Source organism: Paenibacillus sp. FSL W7-1088 (genome assembly GCF_037969855.1).
GTDB lineage: Bacteria > Bacillota > Bacilli > Paenibacillales > Paenibacillaceae > Paenibacillus.
This window is the reverse complement of the sequence record NZ_CP150216.1, coordinates 141,239-158,789: the sequence shown is the minus strand read 5'-3', so window position 1 is coordinate 158,789 and position 17,551 is coordinate 141,239. Positions and strand designations below refer to the sequence as shown.

At 49.2% G+C, this 17,551-nt stretch carries 11 protein-coding genes, 10 tRNA genes and 3 rRNA genes; all 24 read right to left on the bottom strand.

The window, feature by feature from the left end; translation table 11 throughout:
• Positions 1–190: 190 nt before the first annotated feature.
• The 24 genes from hisH to MKY42_RS00670 all read right to left on the bottom strand — a co-directional run bounded on the left by hisH (position 191) and on the right by MKY42_RS00670 (position 17,312).
• Positions 191–811: an imidazole glycerol phosphate synthase subunit HisH gene (gene hisH / locus MKY42_RS00785; protein ID WP_339848017.1), complete on the bottom strand. Its 621-nt coding sequence runs from the start codon at positions 809–811 to the stop codon at positions 191–193.
• A 3-nt stretch (positions 812–814) separates the two neighbouring features.
• Positions 815–1,444, bottom strand: coding sequence for an imidazoleglycerol-phosphate dehydratase HisB (hisB, locus tag MKY42_RS00780; protein ID WP_179262208.1), 630 nt, complete (start codon positions 1,442–1,444; stop codon positions 815–817).
• Positions 1,437–2,741: a histidinol dehydrogenase gene (gene hisD, locus MKY42_RS00775; protein ID WP_339848012.1), complete on the bottom strand. Its 1,305-nt coding sequence runs from the start codon at positions 2,739–2,741 to the stop codon at positions 1,437–1,439. Before hisD ends, hisB begins: the two co-directional genes overlap by 8 nt.
• A gap of 142 nt (positions 2,742–2,883) precedes the next feature.
• Positions 2,884–3,543, bottom strand: coding sequence for an ATP phosphoribosyltransferase (hisG, locus tag MKY42_RS00770; RefSeq protein ID WP_339848010.1), 660 nt, complete (start codon positions 3,541–3,543; stop codon positions 2,884–2,886).
• A gap of 1 nt (position 3,544) precedes the next feature.
• Complete coding sequence (locus tag MKY42_RS00765; protein ID WP_090904949.1) at positions 3,545–4,759, bottom strand: ATP phosphoribosyltransferase regulatory subunit; 1,215 nt, start codon at positions 4,757–4,759, stop codon at positions 3,545–3,547.
• Positions 4,760–5,241: 482 nt separating this feature from the next.
• Entirely contained in the window at positions 5,242–5,763 is a 522-nt protein-coding gene (locus MKY42_RS00760; protein WP_076292007.1) for a DapH/DapD/GlmU-related protein, read from the bottom strand.
• Complete coding sequence (gene ppaX / locus MKY42_RS00755; protein WP_339848006.1) at positions 5,760–6,410, bottom strand: pyrophosphatase PpaX; 651 nt, start codon at positions 6,408–6,410, stop codon at positions 5,760–5,762. The genes MKY42_RS00760 and ppaX overlap by 4 nt, the downstream gene beginning before the upstream one ends.
• A 6-nt stretch (positions 6,411–6,416) precedes the next feature.
• Positions 6,417–7,454, bottom strand: coding sequence for a prolipoprotein diacylglyceryl transferase (gene lgt / locus MKY42_RS00750; protein ID WP_090904943.1), 1,038 nt, complete (start codon positions 7,452–7,454; stop codon positions 6,417–6,419).
• 126 nt (positions 7,455–7,580) lie between these two features.
• Complete coding sequence (gene hprK, locus MKY42_RS00745) at positions 7,581–8,519, bottom strand: HPr(Ser) kinase/phosphatase (RefSeq protein WP_063566521.1); 939 nt, start codon at positions 8,517–8,519, stop codon at positions 7,581–7,583.
• A 263-nt stretch (positions 8,520–8,782) separates the two neighbouring features.
• A complete protein-coding gene (gene ugpC / locus MKY42_RS00740; RefSeq protein WP_076292011.1) occupies positions 8,783–9,907 on the bottom strand; it encodes a sn-glycerol-3-phosphate ABC transporter ATP-binding protein UgpC in 1,125 nt (374 codons plus the stop codon).
• Positions 9,908–10,010: 103 nt separating this feature from the next.
• Positions 10,011–11,207, bottom strand: a complete 1,197-nt coding sequence (locus tag MKY42_RS00735; protein WP_257031707.1) for a helix-turn-helix domain-containing protein — start codon at positions 11,205–11,207, stop codon at positions 10,011–10,013.
• A gap of 163 nt (positions 11,208–11,370) precedes the next feature.
• Positions 11,371–11,443 (bottom strand) — tRNA-Lys (locus tag MKY42_RS00730).
• Between the two features lie 7 nt (positions 11,444–11,450).
• Positions 11,451–11,536 (bottom strand) — tRNA-Tyr (locus MKY42_RS00725).
• Between the two features lie 9 nt (positions 11,537–11,545).
• Positions 11,546–11,621, bottom strand: a tRNA-Phe gene (locus MKY42_RS00720).
• A gap of 21 nt (positions 11,622–11,642) precedes the next feature.
• Positions 11,643–11,720, bottom strand: a tRNA-Asp gene (locus tag MKY42_RS00715).
• Between the two features lie 9 nt (positions 11,721–11,729).
• Positions 11,730–11,805 (bottom strand) — tRNA-Thr (locus MKY42_RS00710).
• Positions 11,806–11,810: 5 nt separating this feature from the next.
• Positions 11,811–11,886: transfer RNA gene (locus MKY42_RS00705), tRNA-Val, on the bottom strand.
• Between the two features lie 9 nt (positions 11,887–11,895).
• Positions 11,896–11,972 (bottom strand) — tRNA-Met (locus MKY42_RS00700).
• Between the two features lie 46 nt (positions 11,973–12,018).
• A tRNA-Ser gene (locus tag MKY42_RS00695) sits at positions 12,019–12,110 on the bottom strand.
• An 87-nt stretch (positions 12,111–12,197) separates the two neighbouring features.
• A 23S ribosomal RNA gene (locus tag MKY42_RS00690) occupies positions 12,198–15,123 on the bottom strand.
• Between the two features lie 206 nt (positions 15,124–15,329).
• Positions 15,330–15,405: transfer RNA gene (locus MKY42_RS00685), tRNA-Ala, on the bottom strand.
• 22 nt (positions 15,406–15,427) lie between these two features.
• A tRNA-Ile gene (locus tag MKY42_RS00680) sits at positions 15,428–15,504 on the bottom strand.
• A gap of 37 nt (positions 15,505–15,541) precedes the next feature.
• Positions 15,542–15,658, bottom strand: a 5S ribosomal RNA gene (gene rrf / locus MKY42_RS00675).
• Between the two features lie 102 nt (positions 15,659–15,760).
• Positions 15,761–17,312 (bottom strand): 16S ribosomal RNA (locus MKY42_RS00670).
• The 16S, 23S and 5S rRNA genes sit together here with 10 tRNA genes alongside, the layout of an rRNA operon.
• Positions 17,313–17,551: the final 239 nt, after the last annotated feature.

The following is a 17,551-nucleotide window of genomic DNA, read 5'->3' as shown; positions in this document are numbered from 1 at the left end:
GGCGTAGCGTATGCTTCCGATGCAGCATTCTTTCAGAAAACTTTTAGCTCCGCTTCTTCAGGTTTTTTCTGTCCTCTCCGCTATCGTGTAAATGTTTAGTTCAATTTATATAGATTAGATTTTATATAAGTTTGGTTACGTATTATTTTATAAGGATGAAATTAAAAAATCATATGATCCCGAATTATGGTTACGCCTTCGATTCCGTCAATGCCAGGAAGTTTCCAAGCAGCTTCATACCCAGCTCTCCGCTCTTCTCCGGGTGGAACTGCATGCCGAAATTGGAGCCTCTGCCAACAATCGCCGTAACCGGATGTCCGTAATCCGTTACTGCCAATAGATCGCTCTCTACGTCCGTACGTGCATGATATGAATGGACAAAATAGACATGACTTGCCTCAAGCCCCGCGAATAGCGGATTTTCCGGGTGCAGGAACTGCAAACGATTCCAACCCATATGCGGAACCTTTAATTCTCCCGGTGCGAATCGCACCACTTTACCCGGTAAAACATTCAATCCTTCATGCTCGCCATGCTCCTCACTTGAGCTAAACAACAGCTGCATGCCCAGACAGATCCCGAGCAGCGGTGTTGGTCCAGCTGCTGCTTCCTTCACCACAGCGTCCAATCCACTCTCTCGCAAGTGCACCATGGCATCGCCAAATGCACCTACACCCGGCAGAATCACACCATCTGCACCAAGAATCGCATCCCGGTCACCTGTGACCAGCGCTTCGTAGCCAAGACGTTCGACCGCTTTGCCGACGCTGTGCAGGTTCCCCATACCGTAATCGACAATTGCAATCGCCATCGTCTACAGCACTCCCTTCGTGGAAGGCACACCCGTTACACGTGGATCAATCGTTGTTGCCTCATCCAGTGCACGTCCCAGTGCTTTGAAGATCGCCTCGATCATGTGGTGTGTATTTTGTCCGTAGTGCACGATAACGTGCAAGGTAATGCGCGCTTCCAGCGCCAGTTTCCACAGGAACTCATGTACCAGCTCGGTCGAGAAGCTGCCCACTTGCTGAGAAGGATATTGTGCACGGTACTCAAAGTGAGGGCGGTTGCTGACATCGATGACTACCTGAGCGAGAGCCTCATCCATCGGCACAAATACACTAGCATAACGTTTGATGCCCCGCTTGTCACCCAATGCTTCACGAAGAGTCTGTCCCAAACAGATCCCGATATCCTCCACCGTGTGGTGGTCATCAATATCAACATCGCCGCGCGCCTGTACGTTCAGATCGAATTGGCCATGCTTTGTGAACAGATCGAGCATATGATTCAGGAAAGGTACGTCCGTTTCAATCTCGGATTCCCCGGTTCCATCTACAGCAAAAGAAAGCTGAATGTTCGTTTCATTTGTTTTGCGGTCTACCTCTGCCTGACGTACAGCACCCTTATTCTGAAGGTCCAAACCATTATCCTGCTTATCCATTATCCGATTCCGCCTTTCCTTCCTGTTCTAACCGTACAGCGATCGCACGGGCGTGTCCTTCGAACCCTTCATTCCGGGCAAGCTCTATAATAGCCGCTCCATTTTGGAACAGCGCTTCCTTGCTGTAATAGATCAAACTCGATTTTTTGATAAAATCATCCACGTCCACAGGTGAACTGAAACGGGCCGTTCCATTTGTCGGAATGATGTGATTCGGTCCGGCAAAATAATCCCCTACCGGCTCCGAGCTATACGGGCCGAGGAAGATTGCTCCAGCATTCTCGATCCGGCCAGCGTAAGCCATCGGCTCCTGCACCATAATCTCCAGATGCTCCGGTGCGAGCCGGTTCACCACATCGATTCCCTCATCGATGGAATCGACCACAATAATCGCGCCATGCTGCTCCACGGAAGCAGCAGCGATATCGCGCCGCGGCAGCACTTCCAGCTGCTGCTGCACTTCGGCCTGCACGGCTTCCGCCAGCACGGCCGAGGTCGTGACGAGAATGGCCGATGCCATCTCGTCATGCTCCGCCTGCGACAACAGGTCTGCGGCGACATACACCGGATTCGCCGTATCATCGGCGAGCACCACAATCTCACTCGGCCCGGCGATACTATCGATATCGACTGCGCCGTACACCTCGCGCTTCGCGAGCGCCACGTAAATATTGCCCGGTCCACAGATCTTGTCGACCGGGGCAATACTCTCCGTGCCGTAAGCGAGGGCGGCGATCGCCTGAGCGCCGCCAACCCGGTACATTTCGCTCACGCCTGCTTCCGCAGCAGCCACGAGAATGTACGGGTTAATGCCTTCGCCGCCGTTTGTTGACGGCGGCGTCACCAAAACAATCTCCGGCACGCCAGCCACCTGTGCCGGAATCACATTCATCAGCACTGACGAAGGGTACGCTGCTTTGCCGCCAGGTACATACACGCCGACCCGCTTCAGCGGCCGGATCACCTGGCCCAGCAGACTGCCGTCCGGCTGCCAATCCATCCATGAGTTGCGTTTCTGCTTCTCATGAAACGCACGAATGTTCGCGGCGGCCTGACGGATCGCCGTCACGAAGGAAGGCTCCACGGCTGCATAAGCTGCCTGCAGCTCTTCCTGCGGCACGCGAAGCTCCGCAGCCGTCAGTTTCGTGCGGTCCAGCTGCTCTGTGTAACGCAGCAGTGCCGCATCTCCTTCCCGGCGAATGTCGCTGACAATGCGCCGTACCGCTTCATTTTGCTCCGTTGTACCGTATTCGACTTCCCGCTTCAGATCAAACTCCCGTGCAGGTACAATTTTCATGCGTACATCCTCCCTGTCCGTCCTAGTAATGCCTGTGAAATTTTAATTTCTTTAATACCACTAATGCCCATATGTTCTATATGATCAATTGCAGATGAATGAACTCATTCCACCGTGCAAGATACATTCTTATACGCCGCATTTACCCCCGATAAATTCCTGCCGACACCTCATTCGAGGCTGGAATAACCTGCTGGAGAGCATCGCATAATGCCTGAATCCGTGCGTTCTTCATCCGATAGCTGACCCGATTGGCAATAAGGCGGCTTGTAATATCCAGAATACCCGTCATCTCCACGAGTCCGTTCTCACGCAGCGTCTGACCCGTCTCTACCAGATCGACAATCCGGTCAGCCAGACCGATCAGTGGCGCCAGTTCGATGGAACCGTTCAGTTTGATCACTTCCACCTGCTGTCCTTGCTCGCGGAAATACTGGGAGGCAATCCTCGGGTACTTTGTTGCAACCCGCTGCTGAATGCCAGGCGTCCAGTCCGGTAGTCCAATAACAGACATGCGACACTGTGCGATTCCCAGGTTCAACAATTCGTATACGTCCCGATTTTCCTCAAGCAGAACGTCTTTACCCACTATACCAATATCCGCTACTCCATACTCCACATACGTTGGCACGTCTACAGGCTTCGCCATGATGAACTCCATTCCCGCTTCCGGCACTTCGATAACCAATTTGCGCGTATCGTCCACGTCTACCGGAATATCAAGCCCTGCTTCGCGGAACAGTTTGGAGGCTTTCTTATAGATTCGGCCCTTCGGCATAGCTACCTTCAAAAGATCCGACATCTCAGCGTCCTCCTCCTTCTTCAGATGCGAACGTGATAACCTGTTCATTCTGAATCGTCTTCCCACCAGTTATGGCACCAACTTTTGTTACACTTACCTCTGCCTCATCTTCCGAAAGCAGAGACGTGACTACATTTTGACCGATGCTGCGTAGTCTCGCCGCCTCCGTTAGAGCCTCTGCCCGGCGTTCCGAAGTATATTGAATAAGGACAGGCTTCTTCTCTTCCATCGTAATTCCATGAACACCATCGATAATCCGGTTTGTTTTGAGTGCAAACCCTGTAGCCGGTAATGAACGGCCAAACTGCTGTAACAGATTATCATATCGTCCACCGCTGCATACCGGGGATCCTAGCTCTGCCGCATACCCTTCAAACGTCATGCCTGTATAATAGGAGAAATCACCAATCATCGTCAGATCAATCAATACATGCTCAGAGACACCATACGCTTCCAACACCTCGAATACTGCACAGAGATGCGCAATGGACTGTGCTGCTTCAGTACTTGAACTCAGCTCTGCTGCGTGTGTACATACTTCTTTACCGCCACGCAGACGCAAAATGGCTTCAAGCTGCTCCTTCAGTTTCGGTTCTAGATTCAATGCTTCAATGGATTGGCGATAGCCGACATAATCACGTCCCAGCAATCCTTCTTTCAACTGTTCCTGTTGTACCGTTTGACCCGGAATGACTTCTTCCAGTAATCCGTTCAGAAATCCCATATGACCCATCGCAATTTTAAAGGAAGATACACCCGCTGCCTGCAAAGAAGCGATCGCAAGTGCTACAACTTCTGCATCTGCTTCCGGCGAATCATCACCGACAAGCTCTACACCCGTTTGGAAAAATTCTGCCTCACGCCCCGCTTCCTCTTCAATGGAACGAAACACATTTGCATGATAGGACAGACGCAGAGGAAGCTGCTCATCCTTCAATAGAGAAGAGACCACCCGTGCAATCGGAGCTGTCAGATCTGATCTTAGTACCAGCGTAGTCCCGCGACTGTTCAATAATTTAAACAACTTGCGATCCGATGTGGAACTCGCTACACCTACGGTATCGTAGTATTCAATCGTTGGCGTAATGATTTGACGGTAACCCCAGCGTTCCATGCATTCCAGTACATTCCGCTCAATGGTTCGCAGCTTGGTCACCACATGTGGTGTATAGTCACGAAAACCTGTCGGTTTTTCAAAGCCTTTTGGTTTGGACATTGGTATTATTCACCCCGAGTCAGTAATTTAAGATTGGTAGACGTTCTATTTCAACAGGATTTATGTAGTGTAAATCCCCGTTCTATCTTGTAACCTGAATTCTTATCGTTGCTGCCAGGCAGCTTTCAAAAAATGTTTAGTACATGTTCATTGATGCTTAACTATACTTAACTTCTGTCCTATTTCTTTAACATGGTAAAGTGCTAACAAACTAAAGGATATGGGATATGATAACATGAATGACCATCCATCGTCAACAATACAGCCCCTTTGGGGTGCTTGTCCTACATCCTCCAATTTGATGCCATTTCTAAACATGAGTCTAATTATCTGTATACGAAAAAAGCTGCCATCAGCAGCTTTCTTACTCCAGTCGTTCGACTTATTGCTCTTCCCTGACTGAACCATTCAGGTTAATTTTCGTCCGTGTATTCTTTGTGATAATCTTTTCTAATATATCCGCAGGCCGTCTCCCAAAATCATTACTCATCAGCCTTTATGACAATCTCCTCTGCTGAAGCATTGGAGCGAGACAGATCACGAAGTGGATTCCCGCCTACAAAAGCTCCCGGAGCTACATCCTTATGAACGACTGCACCTGCAGCTACAACCGCACCGTCTCCGATGGTCACACCCGGCAGGATGGTTGAATTTGCACCGATCAGTACATTTTCCCCGATAATTACCTCACCGAGTCTGTACTCTTTAATAAGATACTCGTGAGCCAGGATCGTGGTGTTGTAACCAATGACGGAATTTTCGCCTACCGTAATTTTCTCCGGAAAGAAAACATCAACCATCACCATCAATCCAAACGCCGTATGTTTACCCACCTTCATGCCAAGCATGCGACGATAGATCCAGTTCTTGACCGATAGAATCGGACAGTACCGTGACAACTGAATCCAGATAAAATTGCGCACGCCTTTCCACGGACTCACAGTCTTATAGATATGCCAAAGTGCGTTATGGCCTTCTACGGGATAGCGGGTTACTTTTCTCATGAACGTTCCGTTTCAATCAGCTTAAGCAAGTCCTTCATGTCGTGCAAAATGTAATCCGGGTTATATCCGCTTAATACGGTCTCTCCCTTAAGGGACCAGGCTACGCCTGCCGCAAGCGCACCCGCATTCTGTGCCGATTGAATATCGACTGGGCTGTCACCCACCATCAATGTTTTGGACGGATCTGCACCCAACTCTTCGATCGCCTTTAGAACCGGTTCAGCATGCGGTTTGGGATGGGTTACATCGGTAACTGTCACAATCGATTTCATATACTTCAACAGGTCGAAACGCTCCAGCACCTTAAGAGTAGATGGACGAATCTTTGTCGTGACAACACCCATCACGATTCCTGCCTCATGAAGAGCTTCAATGACCTCAATAACGTGAGGAAACGGCTGAACCATCGCCTCATGATGAACGTCGTTATAAGCCCGATATCCTTTGACATACTCCGCAACGTCCTCTTTCCCAGAGAACGTACGCATCTGATTCTCCAGTGTCCCCCCCATATGAGGAATGATCTGTTCGCGTGTCCAAGGGGTAGATAACTGCAAATCCTTCATTACATGAAGGAAAGAGTTGATAATTAGTTCATTCGTGTCAATAATCGTTCCATCCAGATCAAACAAAACCGTGTCAATCATGTTGCATTACTCCTTTTTCTCTTCAGCTTGCTTCAGATCCTCTTTGGTCGAGACTGGAGTTACCGTGTCCTCTTTGCCTGCAACCGGGCCTGTGTGCACCATATCATCCGATGATTCTGAAGGAACCTTGGAAGATACAATCGGATCACTATAACGTACATTTGCCTTGCCTGTCATTCTTCTCACGACGATGAAGACTACCGCAACAATAATGATCCCAATAGCCAGCAGCTGCGAAATTCTTACGTTACCATAGGCTGGATCAAGATATCCTTGCTCGAAGCCCATAGCTGTCATCGGTGACCATAATCCATTAACCATGGAGGCAACCCATTGAGGAGCCTGGAATCCCAGACTGTCGGTACGCAGCGCTTCGATAAAGAAACGACCGATCGAGTACCAGATAAAATAGGACATAAACAGCTCACCAGCACGCAGAAACTTCTGACGACGAAGCACCAGCAAGATGACCAAACCAACAAGACTCCACATCGATTCATACAAAAATGCAGGATGATGGAATACACCTTCCACATTCATCTGATTAACGATAAAGTCTGGCAAATGAAGCTTGTCTCTCAAAAATGATTCTTCTACAGGACCACCATAGGCCTCTTGGTTTACAAAGTTACCCCAGCGTCCGATCATTTGTCCAACGATCAATCCAGGTGCACAGATGTCGGCCATGCGCCAGAAATTATACCCTTTACGACGGAAGAAAATGACTGCACATATGATTGCACCAATCAGTGCGCCATATATGGCGATACCACCATTCCATATTTTAAAGACATCCCACAAATTATCCTTATAATCGTCCCATCGAAATGCCACGTAGTATATGCGGGCACCGATAATGGCAGAAGGCACACCAAGCAGAACCATGTCCATGAACACTTCCTGCGGAATGTTATACCGTTTGCCTTCCCGGATGACAAGCAGCAAACCTACAAGTGCCGCTGTACCGAGTATAAGCCCGTACCAGTGAACCTTTAACGCTCCGATGGAGAACGCAATCGGGTTCAACAGTAATAATGTATCCATTCATTCACACTCCTATAAATTGACTCATTCACAAGCATGACCAATTGCTGCATGTCTCCACCACTCTATACAGAAGTAGAACACATCATCAATTGGCCTTTAATCATATAATAGGTCCTTCTCTTCTTAGTCCATGTCTTCCATATCTTCAGAGATCGTTGCTGTCAGCTTGTTCGTAAATTGCAGTGCAGCATTCAGACCCATCTGTTTCAAGCGATAGTTCATTCCCGCTACTTCAATGATAACAGCCAAGTTCCGTCCCGGACGAACAGGAATCGTTACAAGTGGTACATCTGTGTCAATGATGCGAGTCGTCTCTTCATCCAGACCAAGACGATCATATTGTTTATCCTGCTGCCAAGCTTCCAGACGAACAACCAGTGTAATTCGTTTGTTATTACGTACCGCTCCCGCACCGAACAATGTCATTACGTTGATGATGCCGACGCCACGGATCTCAAGCAGGTGACGGATCAATTCTGGTGCAGTTCCATGCAGCTGGAAGTCTGATGTCTGACGAATTTCTACCGCATCATCGGCAATCAATCGGTGACCACGTTTCACAAGTTCCAGTGCAGTCTCACTCTTACCAATGCCGCTGCTTCCCGTGATCAACATCCCTACACCATACACATCACAGAGTACACCGTGAATTGTTGCTGTAGGCGCTAGTTTCTTCTCCAGGAATCCAGTAATCCGGCTGGATAGAATCGTTGTAGCCATGTTGCTGCGAAGCACGGCCAGGTTCTGTTCTTCACTGATGTCAATCAGTTCCTGTGGCACTTCAAGTCCTCGGGTTACTACGATACATGGCGTTTCTTCCGTACAAAGGCGCTGCATCCGATCACGGCGCTCATCTTCCGGCAACATTGCAAAAAAGGCCAGCTCTGTTCGACCAAGCAGCTGTACCCGTTCTTGTGGATGATATTCAAAATAACCGGCCATTTCCAGGCCAGGACGGTTCAAATCGTCTACAGTAATGACTCTCTTCAGTCCGTGAGATCCAGAAACAACCTCCAACTGGAACTGTTGTACCAATTCAGATACTTTCACTTTTTTCGCCATTTGTCTCTTCCTTTCAGCATTCGCTGCCCTCTATGTACATCAGCATAAGCGTCATTCCATTGCCTTAATAGCGCATTCATGTTGTTTGTTACAGCATCTAACCTTCAAATAATCTTAAATGAATTCCGGGATGAATGCAATCTTGGCTTCCACCCGTTTAAGAGTAAAAAAGCCCCTTCCAGCAATAACGGAAGGGGCTCAGATTACAATGTATAATTGCATTAACTGATAGATTCCATCGTTACCGATGAATCTCAGTACTATTAGTCTTGAAGAAGAACGTTTGCTTCAGTCTCTTTGTCAAAGATATGAACTTTGTTCATGTCAATTGCCATTTTAACTGTGGAACCATCACGAGTGTTGGAACGTCCGTCTACACGTGCGATTGTAGTGTCGTTACCTACACCGCTCAAGTAGAGGAGCATTTCGTGACCCAGGTTCTCTGTTACGTCTACGTGTGTAGAGAATACAGAGTTCGGGGATGCTTCCAGGAATACTGGCTCTTCGTGAATGTCTTCTGGACGAACACCCAGAATGACTTCTTTGCCAATGTATCCTCTTGATTTCAGCACTTGTGCTTTACCTTGTGGGATTTCAACGTCCACACCAGGAGCTACGAAATGCAGGCTAGCACCTTGCTCAGCCAATTTACCCGAGATAAAGTTCATTGTCGGGGAACCGATGAAACCAGCTACGAACAAGTTAGCAGGGTGGTTGTAAAGCTCTTCCGGAGAAGCTGCTTGTTGGATGATACCATCCTTCATAACAACGATCCGATCACCCATTGTCATTGCTTCAATCTGGTCATGCGTTACGTAGATAACAGTTGTTTCCAAACGTTTCGCAAGTTTAGTGATCTCAGCACGCATTTGACCACGCAGTTTGGCATCCAAGTTGGAGAGAGGCTCATCCATCAAGAACACTTGTGGATCACGGACGATCGCACGTCCCAGAGCGACACGCTGACGTTGACCACCGGACAATGCCTTAGGTTTACGCTCAAGCAAATGCTCGATATCCAGGATTTTAGCTGCTTCACGTACACGTTTGTCGATCTCATCTTTTTTCACTTTACGCAATTTCAGACCAAACGCCATGTTTTGGTATACGCTCATATGCGGATACAAGGCATAGGATTGGAATACCATCGCGATATCGCGGTCTTTAGGAGCAACGTCATTAACGACACGGTCACCGATATAGAGTTTACCTTCAGAAATTTCCTCAAGGCCTGCGATCATACGCAGTGTTGTTGATTTACCACAACCGGACGGACCTACCAGTACCAGAAACTCTTTATCTTTAATGTCCAGGTTAATATCAACTACTGTTGCTTTATCAGAACCCGGGTATTTTTTGAAAATATGCTCTAAACGTACACCAGCCATGATTGTTGCCTCCTCAGAGATCATTTTGTAATCGAATACATTTTGTAGTTTTATATTAACCCATTTACATGATGTTTGACTATTCGCAAACTGCACAAAAATATCAAAGCTTTTTCGTCACTTTGTACATAAGCAATAAAAGTCGCACCAGAACAGCACTTTCGAAGTTTCTGACATCATATCCGATCTCCTGTTTGATCTTATCCAAACGATATACCAAGGTATTTCGATGAATGAAGAGTCGCTTGGCCGTCTCGCTGACATTACAATCGAGATTGAAGAAGGTCTCCAGCGTAGCCAGTGCCTCACTATCATTAAATAACACAGTGCCTCTGCCCGTTTCCTGTATAAAACGAAGACGCTGTTGCACAGGAATGCTATCTACCAAACGTTCGAGTTGCAGATCCCAAGGGAGATGGATGTGTTGTGCGACATGGAAAGCCCTGCCCAAGTGAACACTCTCTTGAAGAAGTGCCGTGACAGGAGATAGCTGCTTTGCAGGGATACACGGTAAGGATGCAGACAAATGAAACACACCCGCCCACTCGCTGGCAACCAATTCATAGAGCCCCTGACAAAAGGCATTCAATAAGTCCTTTCTGGCTTCTGTTGTATCCTCTTCAGCTTCGCCAGTGACAATCTGTTCATCACCTAGAAAAACCCACTCCTGCTCTCCTACAGGAATCAGTATAATTTCTTCTCCGAAGTAACTTTCGAGCAACTTATTCAATTCCTTCGAACGTATGCGATGAGCATCAGGTGTCTCACATTGCAGCAAAAATGGGATTTTCTCTGTGTTCAATTCTCCATCCAGCGAATAATGATCCGGAATGGGTTCCTGCTGGACTTTTTGCTCGATCTGCTTCCGAAGCCATTGTCCCAATTCAGCAAGCTGTTGTTCTCTATCGTTTTCATAAATCACTGGCTGTTCTTCATCTAGCGCTTCCCTATGACTACTAATGAGAAGTTCAATTAAACGCTGTACTTCCAGCGTAACGGCATTAACAGAGCATGCCCAATATAAAACAGTACCTTCTTTCTCGTTCATCCCAACTTTAAAATAGATACGGTCTCCTATACACCAACTGCTTACATCCGTATCCAAACCATCCATCATCTCATCATCCTGCATGAAACCTTCGGCTTCTTTTGTAAGAGTATTATGAGCCACTGGGACCGTTCTACGGTGAGTTGAGCTTGATCCATATTGATTCCATTCTTCTATAGTTATCACGGATTCGTCCAATGTAGTACCTATAATTGCTTCAATTTGTTGTTTTAGATCAGGTATGAGCTTCATATAATGAACGCCACCACTCTGCTTTTTTCTATTATTTTATCATATCTTGCGCAGCATCGCCTTTTTCAGTCGTTATCATAGGTTTCCACATTAATAATTTATTTATCTATAACAAAAAAAAGTGATTGATCAAATTAATGATCAATCACTCTTTCTTAAAAGATGAGTCATGAAGGGCTCGAACCTTCGACACCCTGATTAAAAGTCAGGTGCTCTACCAACTGAGCTAATGACTCGAAAAACTGGTGGAGGATGATGGATTCGAACCACCGAACCCGTACGGGAGCAGATTTACAGTCTGATGCGTTTGGCCACTTCGCTAATCCTCCAGGATTACATGGTGGCTCGGGACGGAATCGAACCGCCGACACGAGGATTTTCAGTCCTCTGCTCTACCGACTGAGCTACCGAGCCTTATTTAATTTTTTAGATTAATGGCGGAACCGACGGGATTCGAACCCGCGATCTCCTGCGTGACAGGCAGGCATGTTAGGCCAACTACACCACGGTTCCAGGCATTAATGGTGCCGGCGAGAGGACTTGAACCCCCAACCTACTGATTACAAGTCAGTTGCTCTACCAGTTGAGCTACACCGGCGTATATGGTGGAGGCTGAGGGGATCGAACCCCCGACCCTCTGCTTGTAAGGCAGATGCTCTCCCAGCTGAGCTAAGCCTCCTGGGTAATATGGTAGCGGCGGAGGGGATCGAACCCCCGACCTCACGGGTATGAACCGTACGCTCTAGCCAGCTGAGCTACACCGCCATATTAATAATATTGATCTTGATTGCTTGTCCATCTTAGGTAAAGATGGCGGAGAGAGAGGGATTCGAACCCTCGCACCGCTTACGCAGTCTAACCCCTTAGCAGAGGGTCCCCTTATAGCCACTTGGGTATCTCTCCAAATAGACAATCATGAACAATGCTTACAAGGATTGCTCCCTGAAAACTAGATCCGAAACGAACTTTGCGATGTATAACCTGCATATCTTGGATAAGCCCTCGACCGATTAGTACTGGTCAGCTCCATGCATTGCTGCACTTCCACCCCCAGCCTATCTACCTCGTCGTCTTCAAGGGGTCTTACATACTGGGAAATCTCATCTTGAGGGGGGCTTCACGCTTAGATGCTTTCAGCGCTTATCCCTTCCGTACATAGCTACCCAGCGGTGCTCCTGGCGGAACAACTGGTACACCAGCGGTACGTCCATCCCGGTCCTCTCGTACTAAGGACAGCTCCTCTCAAATTTCCTACGCCCACGACAGATAGGGACCGAACTGTCTCACGACGTTCTGAACCCAGCTCGCGTACCGCTTTAATGGGCGAACAGCCCAACCCTTGGGACCTACTTCAGCCCCAGGATGCGATGAGCCGACATCGAGGTGCCAAACCTCCCCGTCGATGTGGACTCTTGGGGGAGATAAGCCTGTTATCCCCAGGGTAGCTTTTATCCGTTGAGCGATGGCCCTTCCATGCGGTACCACCGGATCACTAAGCCCGACTTTCGTCCCTGCTCGACTTGTAGGTCTCGCAGTCAAGCTCCCTTATGCCTTTGCACTCTTCGAATGATTTCCAACCATTCTGAGGGAACCTTTGGGCGCCTCCGTTACTCTTTAGGAGGCGACCGCCCCAGTCAAACTGCCCACCTGACACTGTCCCCGCACCGGATTACGGTACCAGGTTAGAACCTAGATACGATCAGGGTGGTATCCCAACGGTGCCTCCACGCAAGCTGGCGCTCACGCTTCAAAGGCTCCCACCTATCCTGTACAGATCGTACCCAAATTCAATATCAAGCTGCAGTAAAGCTCCATGGGGTCTTTCCGTCTTGTCGCGGGTAACCTGCATCTTCACAGGTATTAAAATTTCACCGGATCTCTCGTTGAGACAGCGCCCAAGTCGTTACGCCATTCGTGCGGGTCAGAATTTACCTGACAAGGAATTTCGCTACCTTAGGACCGTTATAGTTACGGCCGCCGTTTACTGGGGCTTCGGTTCACAGCTTCGGATTGCTCCTAACCGCTCCCCTTAACCTTCCAGCACCGGGCAGGCGTCAGCCCGTATACTTCGCCTTACGGCTTCGCACAGACCTGTGTTTTTGCTAAACAGTCGCTTGGGCCTTTTCACTGCGGCCCCCTCGTGCTATTCACACTACCGGGGCACCCCTTCTCCCGAAGTTACGGGGTCATTTTGCCGAGTTCCTTAACGAGAGTTCTTCCGCGCGCCTTAGAATTCTCTTCTCGCCTACCTGTGTCGGTTTGCGGTACGGGCACCATCACCTGGCTAGAGGCTTTTCTTGGCAGTGTGAGATCATGACCTTCGCTACTATAATTTTCGCTCCCCATCACAGTCCAGCCTTAACGATGTGCGGATTTGCCTACACATCAGCCTCACTGCTTAGACGGACATCCATCAGTCCGCGTCACTACCCTGCTGCGTCCCCCCATTGCTCATAACGGCTTACGGTGGTACAGGAATTTCGACCTGTTGTCCTTCGACTACGCCTTTCGGCCTCGCCTTAGGTCCCGACTTACCCTGAGCGGACGAGCCTTCCTCAGGAACCCTTAGGCTTTCGGCGGATCAGATTCTCACTGATCTTTTCGTTACTCATACCGGCATTCTCACTTGTATAATGTCCAGCGCTCCTTACGGTACACCTTCAACCCTTATACAACGCTCCCCTACCCCTGATGCAAGCATCAAGCCATAGCTTCGGTGGTGTGTTTAGCCCCGTTACATTTTCGGCGCAGAGTCACTCGACCAGTGAGCTATTACGCACTCTTTCAATGGTGGCTGCTTCTAAGCCAACATCCTGGTTGTCTGTGCAACTCCACATCCTTTCCCACTTAACACACACTTGGGGACCTTAGCTGATGGTCTGGGCTGTTTCCCTTTTGACAATGGATCTTAGCACTCACTGTCTGACTCCCGGAAGTAAGTCTATGGCATTCGGAGTTTGACTGAGCTTGGTAACCCTTGCGGGCCCCGCACCCAATCAGTGCTCTACCTCCACGACTCTGTTTTCCGAGGCTAGCCCTAAAGCTATTTCGGGGAGAACCAGCTATCTCCGAGTTCGATTGGAATTTCTCCGCTACCCCCACCTCATCCCCGCACTTTTCAACGTGCGTGGGTTCGGGCCTCCAGTGCGTGTTACCGCACCTTCACCCTGGACAGGGGTAGATCACCCGGTTTCGGGTCTACGTCCACGTACTACATCGCCCTATTCAGACTCGCTTTCGCTGCGGCTCCGGCTCTTCACCTTAACCTTGCACGGGAACGTAACTCGCCGGTTCATTCTACAAAAGGCACGCCATCACCCCTAAAACGGGCTCTGACTTTTTGTAAGCACACGGTTTCAGGTTCTATTTCACTCCCCTTCCGGGGTGCTTTTCACCTTTCCCTCACGGTACTGCTTCACTATCGGTCGCTAGGAAGTATTTAGCCTTGGCAGATGGTCCTGCCGGATTCATACGGGGTTTCACGTGCCCCGCACTACTCGGGATACATCTCGGAGAGAGCCAACTTTCAACTACAGGGCTTTTACCTTCTTTGGCGGGCCTTTCCAGACCTCTTCGTTTAACCGGCTCCTTTGTAACTCCATGTGAGATGTCCCACAACCCCAGAGAGCAAGCTCTCTGGTTTGGGCTTCTCCGCGTTCGCTCGCCGCTACTGACGGAATCACTATTGTTTTCTCTTCCTCAGGGTACTTAGATGTTTCAGTTCCCCTGGTATGCCTCTACATAACCTATGTATTCAGTTATGAGTAACTGGAAATTACCCCAGCTGGGTTTCCCCATTCGGACACCCCCGGATCAAAGCTTGCTTACAGCTCCCCGAGGCAGTTTCGTTGTTCGCCACGTCCTTCATCGGCTCCTAGCGCCTAGGCATCCTCCGTGTGCTCTTAGTAGCTTAACCATTCCGCTCGTGTTCGAGCTGTCGCTCCGCTTGTTTTGGACTACGTCCAAAGCCAAAAGTCGCTCCATTTCGATCACTCGCTCATGCAATCTACCGTTTTTATTGAAACTTGTTTTAACACAAGTTCAGCTTAAAAAGGAATGTTCTAAATCGCAAAATTTCGTTTCGATATCTAGTTTTCAAAGAACAAGCTTGTAAAATCTTGTTGGTGGAGCCAAGCGGGATCGAACCGCTGACCTCCTGCTTGCAAGGCAGGCGCTCTCCCAGCTGAGCTATGGCCCCATATTAGATTTTAAGGTATACATGGTGGGCCCTGGTGGACTCGAACCACCGGCCTCACCCTTATCAGAGGTGCGCTCTAACCAACTGAGCTAAGGGCCCACATTATATATCATATTGAAACCCGTAATGGGTTTACGCTTGGCGGCGTTCTACTCTCCCAGGACCCTGCGGTCCAAGTACCATTGACGCTGAAGGGCTTAACGGTCGTGTTCGGGATGGGAACGTGTGGAACCCCTTCGCTATCGCCACCAAACGTTTGAGAGTTTGAGCTCTCAAAACTGAGCAACGAGTGAGTAATTTTTGCAGCTAAGCTGCGTATTTGAATGTTTCCGTTACAGGAAACGATTCTCCATAGAAAGGAGGTGATCCAGCCGCACCTTCCGATACGGCTACCTTGTTACGACTTCACCCCAATCATCTATCCCACCTTCGGCGGCTGGCTCCTTGCGGTTACCCCACCGACTTCGGGTGTTATAAACTCTCGTGGTGTGACGGGCGGTGTGTACAAGACCCGGGAACGTATTCACCGCGGCATGCTGATCCGCGATTACTAGCAATTCCGACTTCATGCAGGCGAGTTGCAGCCTGCAATCCGAACTGAGACCGGCTTTTTAGGATTCGTTCCACCTCGCGGCTTCACAGCCCGTTGTACCGGCCATTGTAGTACGTGTGTAGCCCAGGTCATAAGGGGCATGATGATTTGACGTCATCCCCACCTTCCTCCGGTTTGTCACCGGCAGTCACCTTAGAGTGCCCACCCGAAGTGCTGGCAACTAAGATCAAGGGTTGCGCTCGTTGCGGGACTTAACCCAACATCTCACGACACGAGCTGACGACAACCATGCACCACCTGTCTCCTCTGTCCCGAAGGAAAGGTACATCTCTGTACCGGTCAGAGGGATGTCAAGACCTGGTAAGGTTCTTCGCGTTGCTTCGAATTAAACCACATACTCCACTGCTTGTGCGGGTCCCCGTCAATTCCTTTGAGTTTCAGTCTTGCGACCGTACTCCCCAGGCGGAGTGCTTAATGTGTTAACTTCGGCACCAAGGGTATCGAAACCCCTAACACCTAGCACTCATCGTTTACGGCGTGGACTACCAGGGTATCTAATCCTGTTTGCTCCCCACGCTTTCGCGCCTCAGCGTCAGTTACAGCCCAGAGAGTCGCCTTCGCCACTGGTGTTCCTCCACATATCTACGCATTTCACCGCTACACGTGGAATTCCACTCTCCTCTTCTGCACTCAAGTCACCCAGTTTCCAGTGCGATCCGGGGTTGAGCCCCGGGATTAAACACCAGACTTAAATGACCGCCTGCGCGCGCTTTACGCCCAATAATTCCGGACAACGCTTGCCCCCTACGTATTACCGCGGCTGCTGGCACGTAGTTAGCCGGGGCTTTCTTCTCAGGTACCGTCACCTTGAGAGCAGTTACTCTCCCAAGCGTTCTTCCCTGGCAACAGAGCTTTACGATCCGAAAACCTTCATCACTCACGCGGCATTGCTCCGTCAGGCTTTCGCCCATTGCGGAAGATTCCCTACTGCTGCCTCCCGTAGGAGTCTGGGCCGTGTCTCAGTCCCAGTGTGGCCGATCACCCTCTCAGGTCGGCTACGCATCGTCGCCTTGGTGAGCCGTTACCCCACCAACTAGCTAATGCGCCGCAGGCCCATCCCCAAGTGACAGATTGCTCCGTCTTTCCAGTTTCCTTCAGGAGAAGAAAACAACTATTCGGTATTAGCTACCGTTTCCGGTAGTTGTCCCAAGCTTGAGGGCAGGTTGCCTACGTGTTACTCACCCGTCCGCCGCTAACTATCTGAGAAGCAAGCTTCTCATCAAGTCCGCTCGACTTGCATGTATTAGGCATGCCGCCAGCGTTCGTCCTGAGCCAGGATCAAACTCTCCAATAAAGTATTGAAAAGAGCGATAAGCTCATTTTGAAACTGACGAGATTAAAAATCTCATTGTTGCTTCGAAATCATACCGTCCGAAGACGTGTACCGATTTCTCAGCGTTGATCTTGCAAGCAAGATCGTTACTCACTCGTTGTTCAGTTTTCAAAGATCAAACTCAATAATTTCCTTGCTTTTTCATCACCATTTTCTCTCAGCGGCGACTTTTATAATATACCATACTTCGTTTGTTTCAG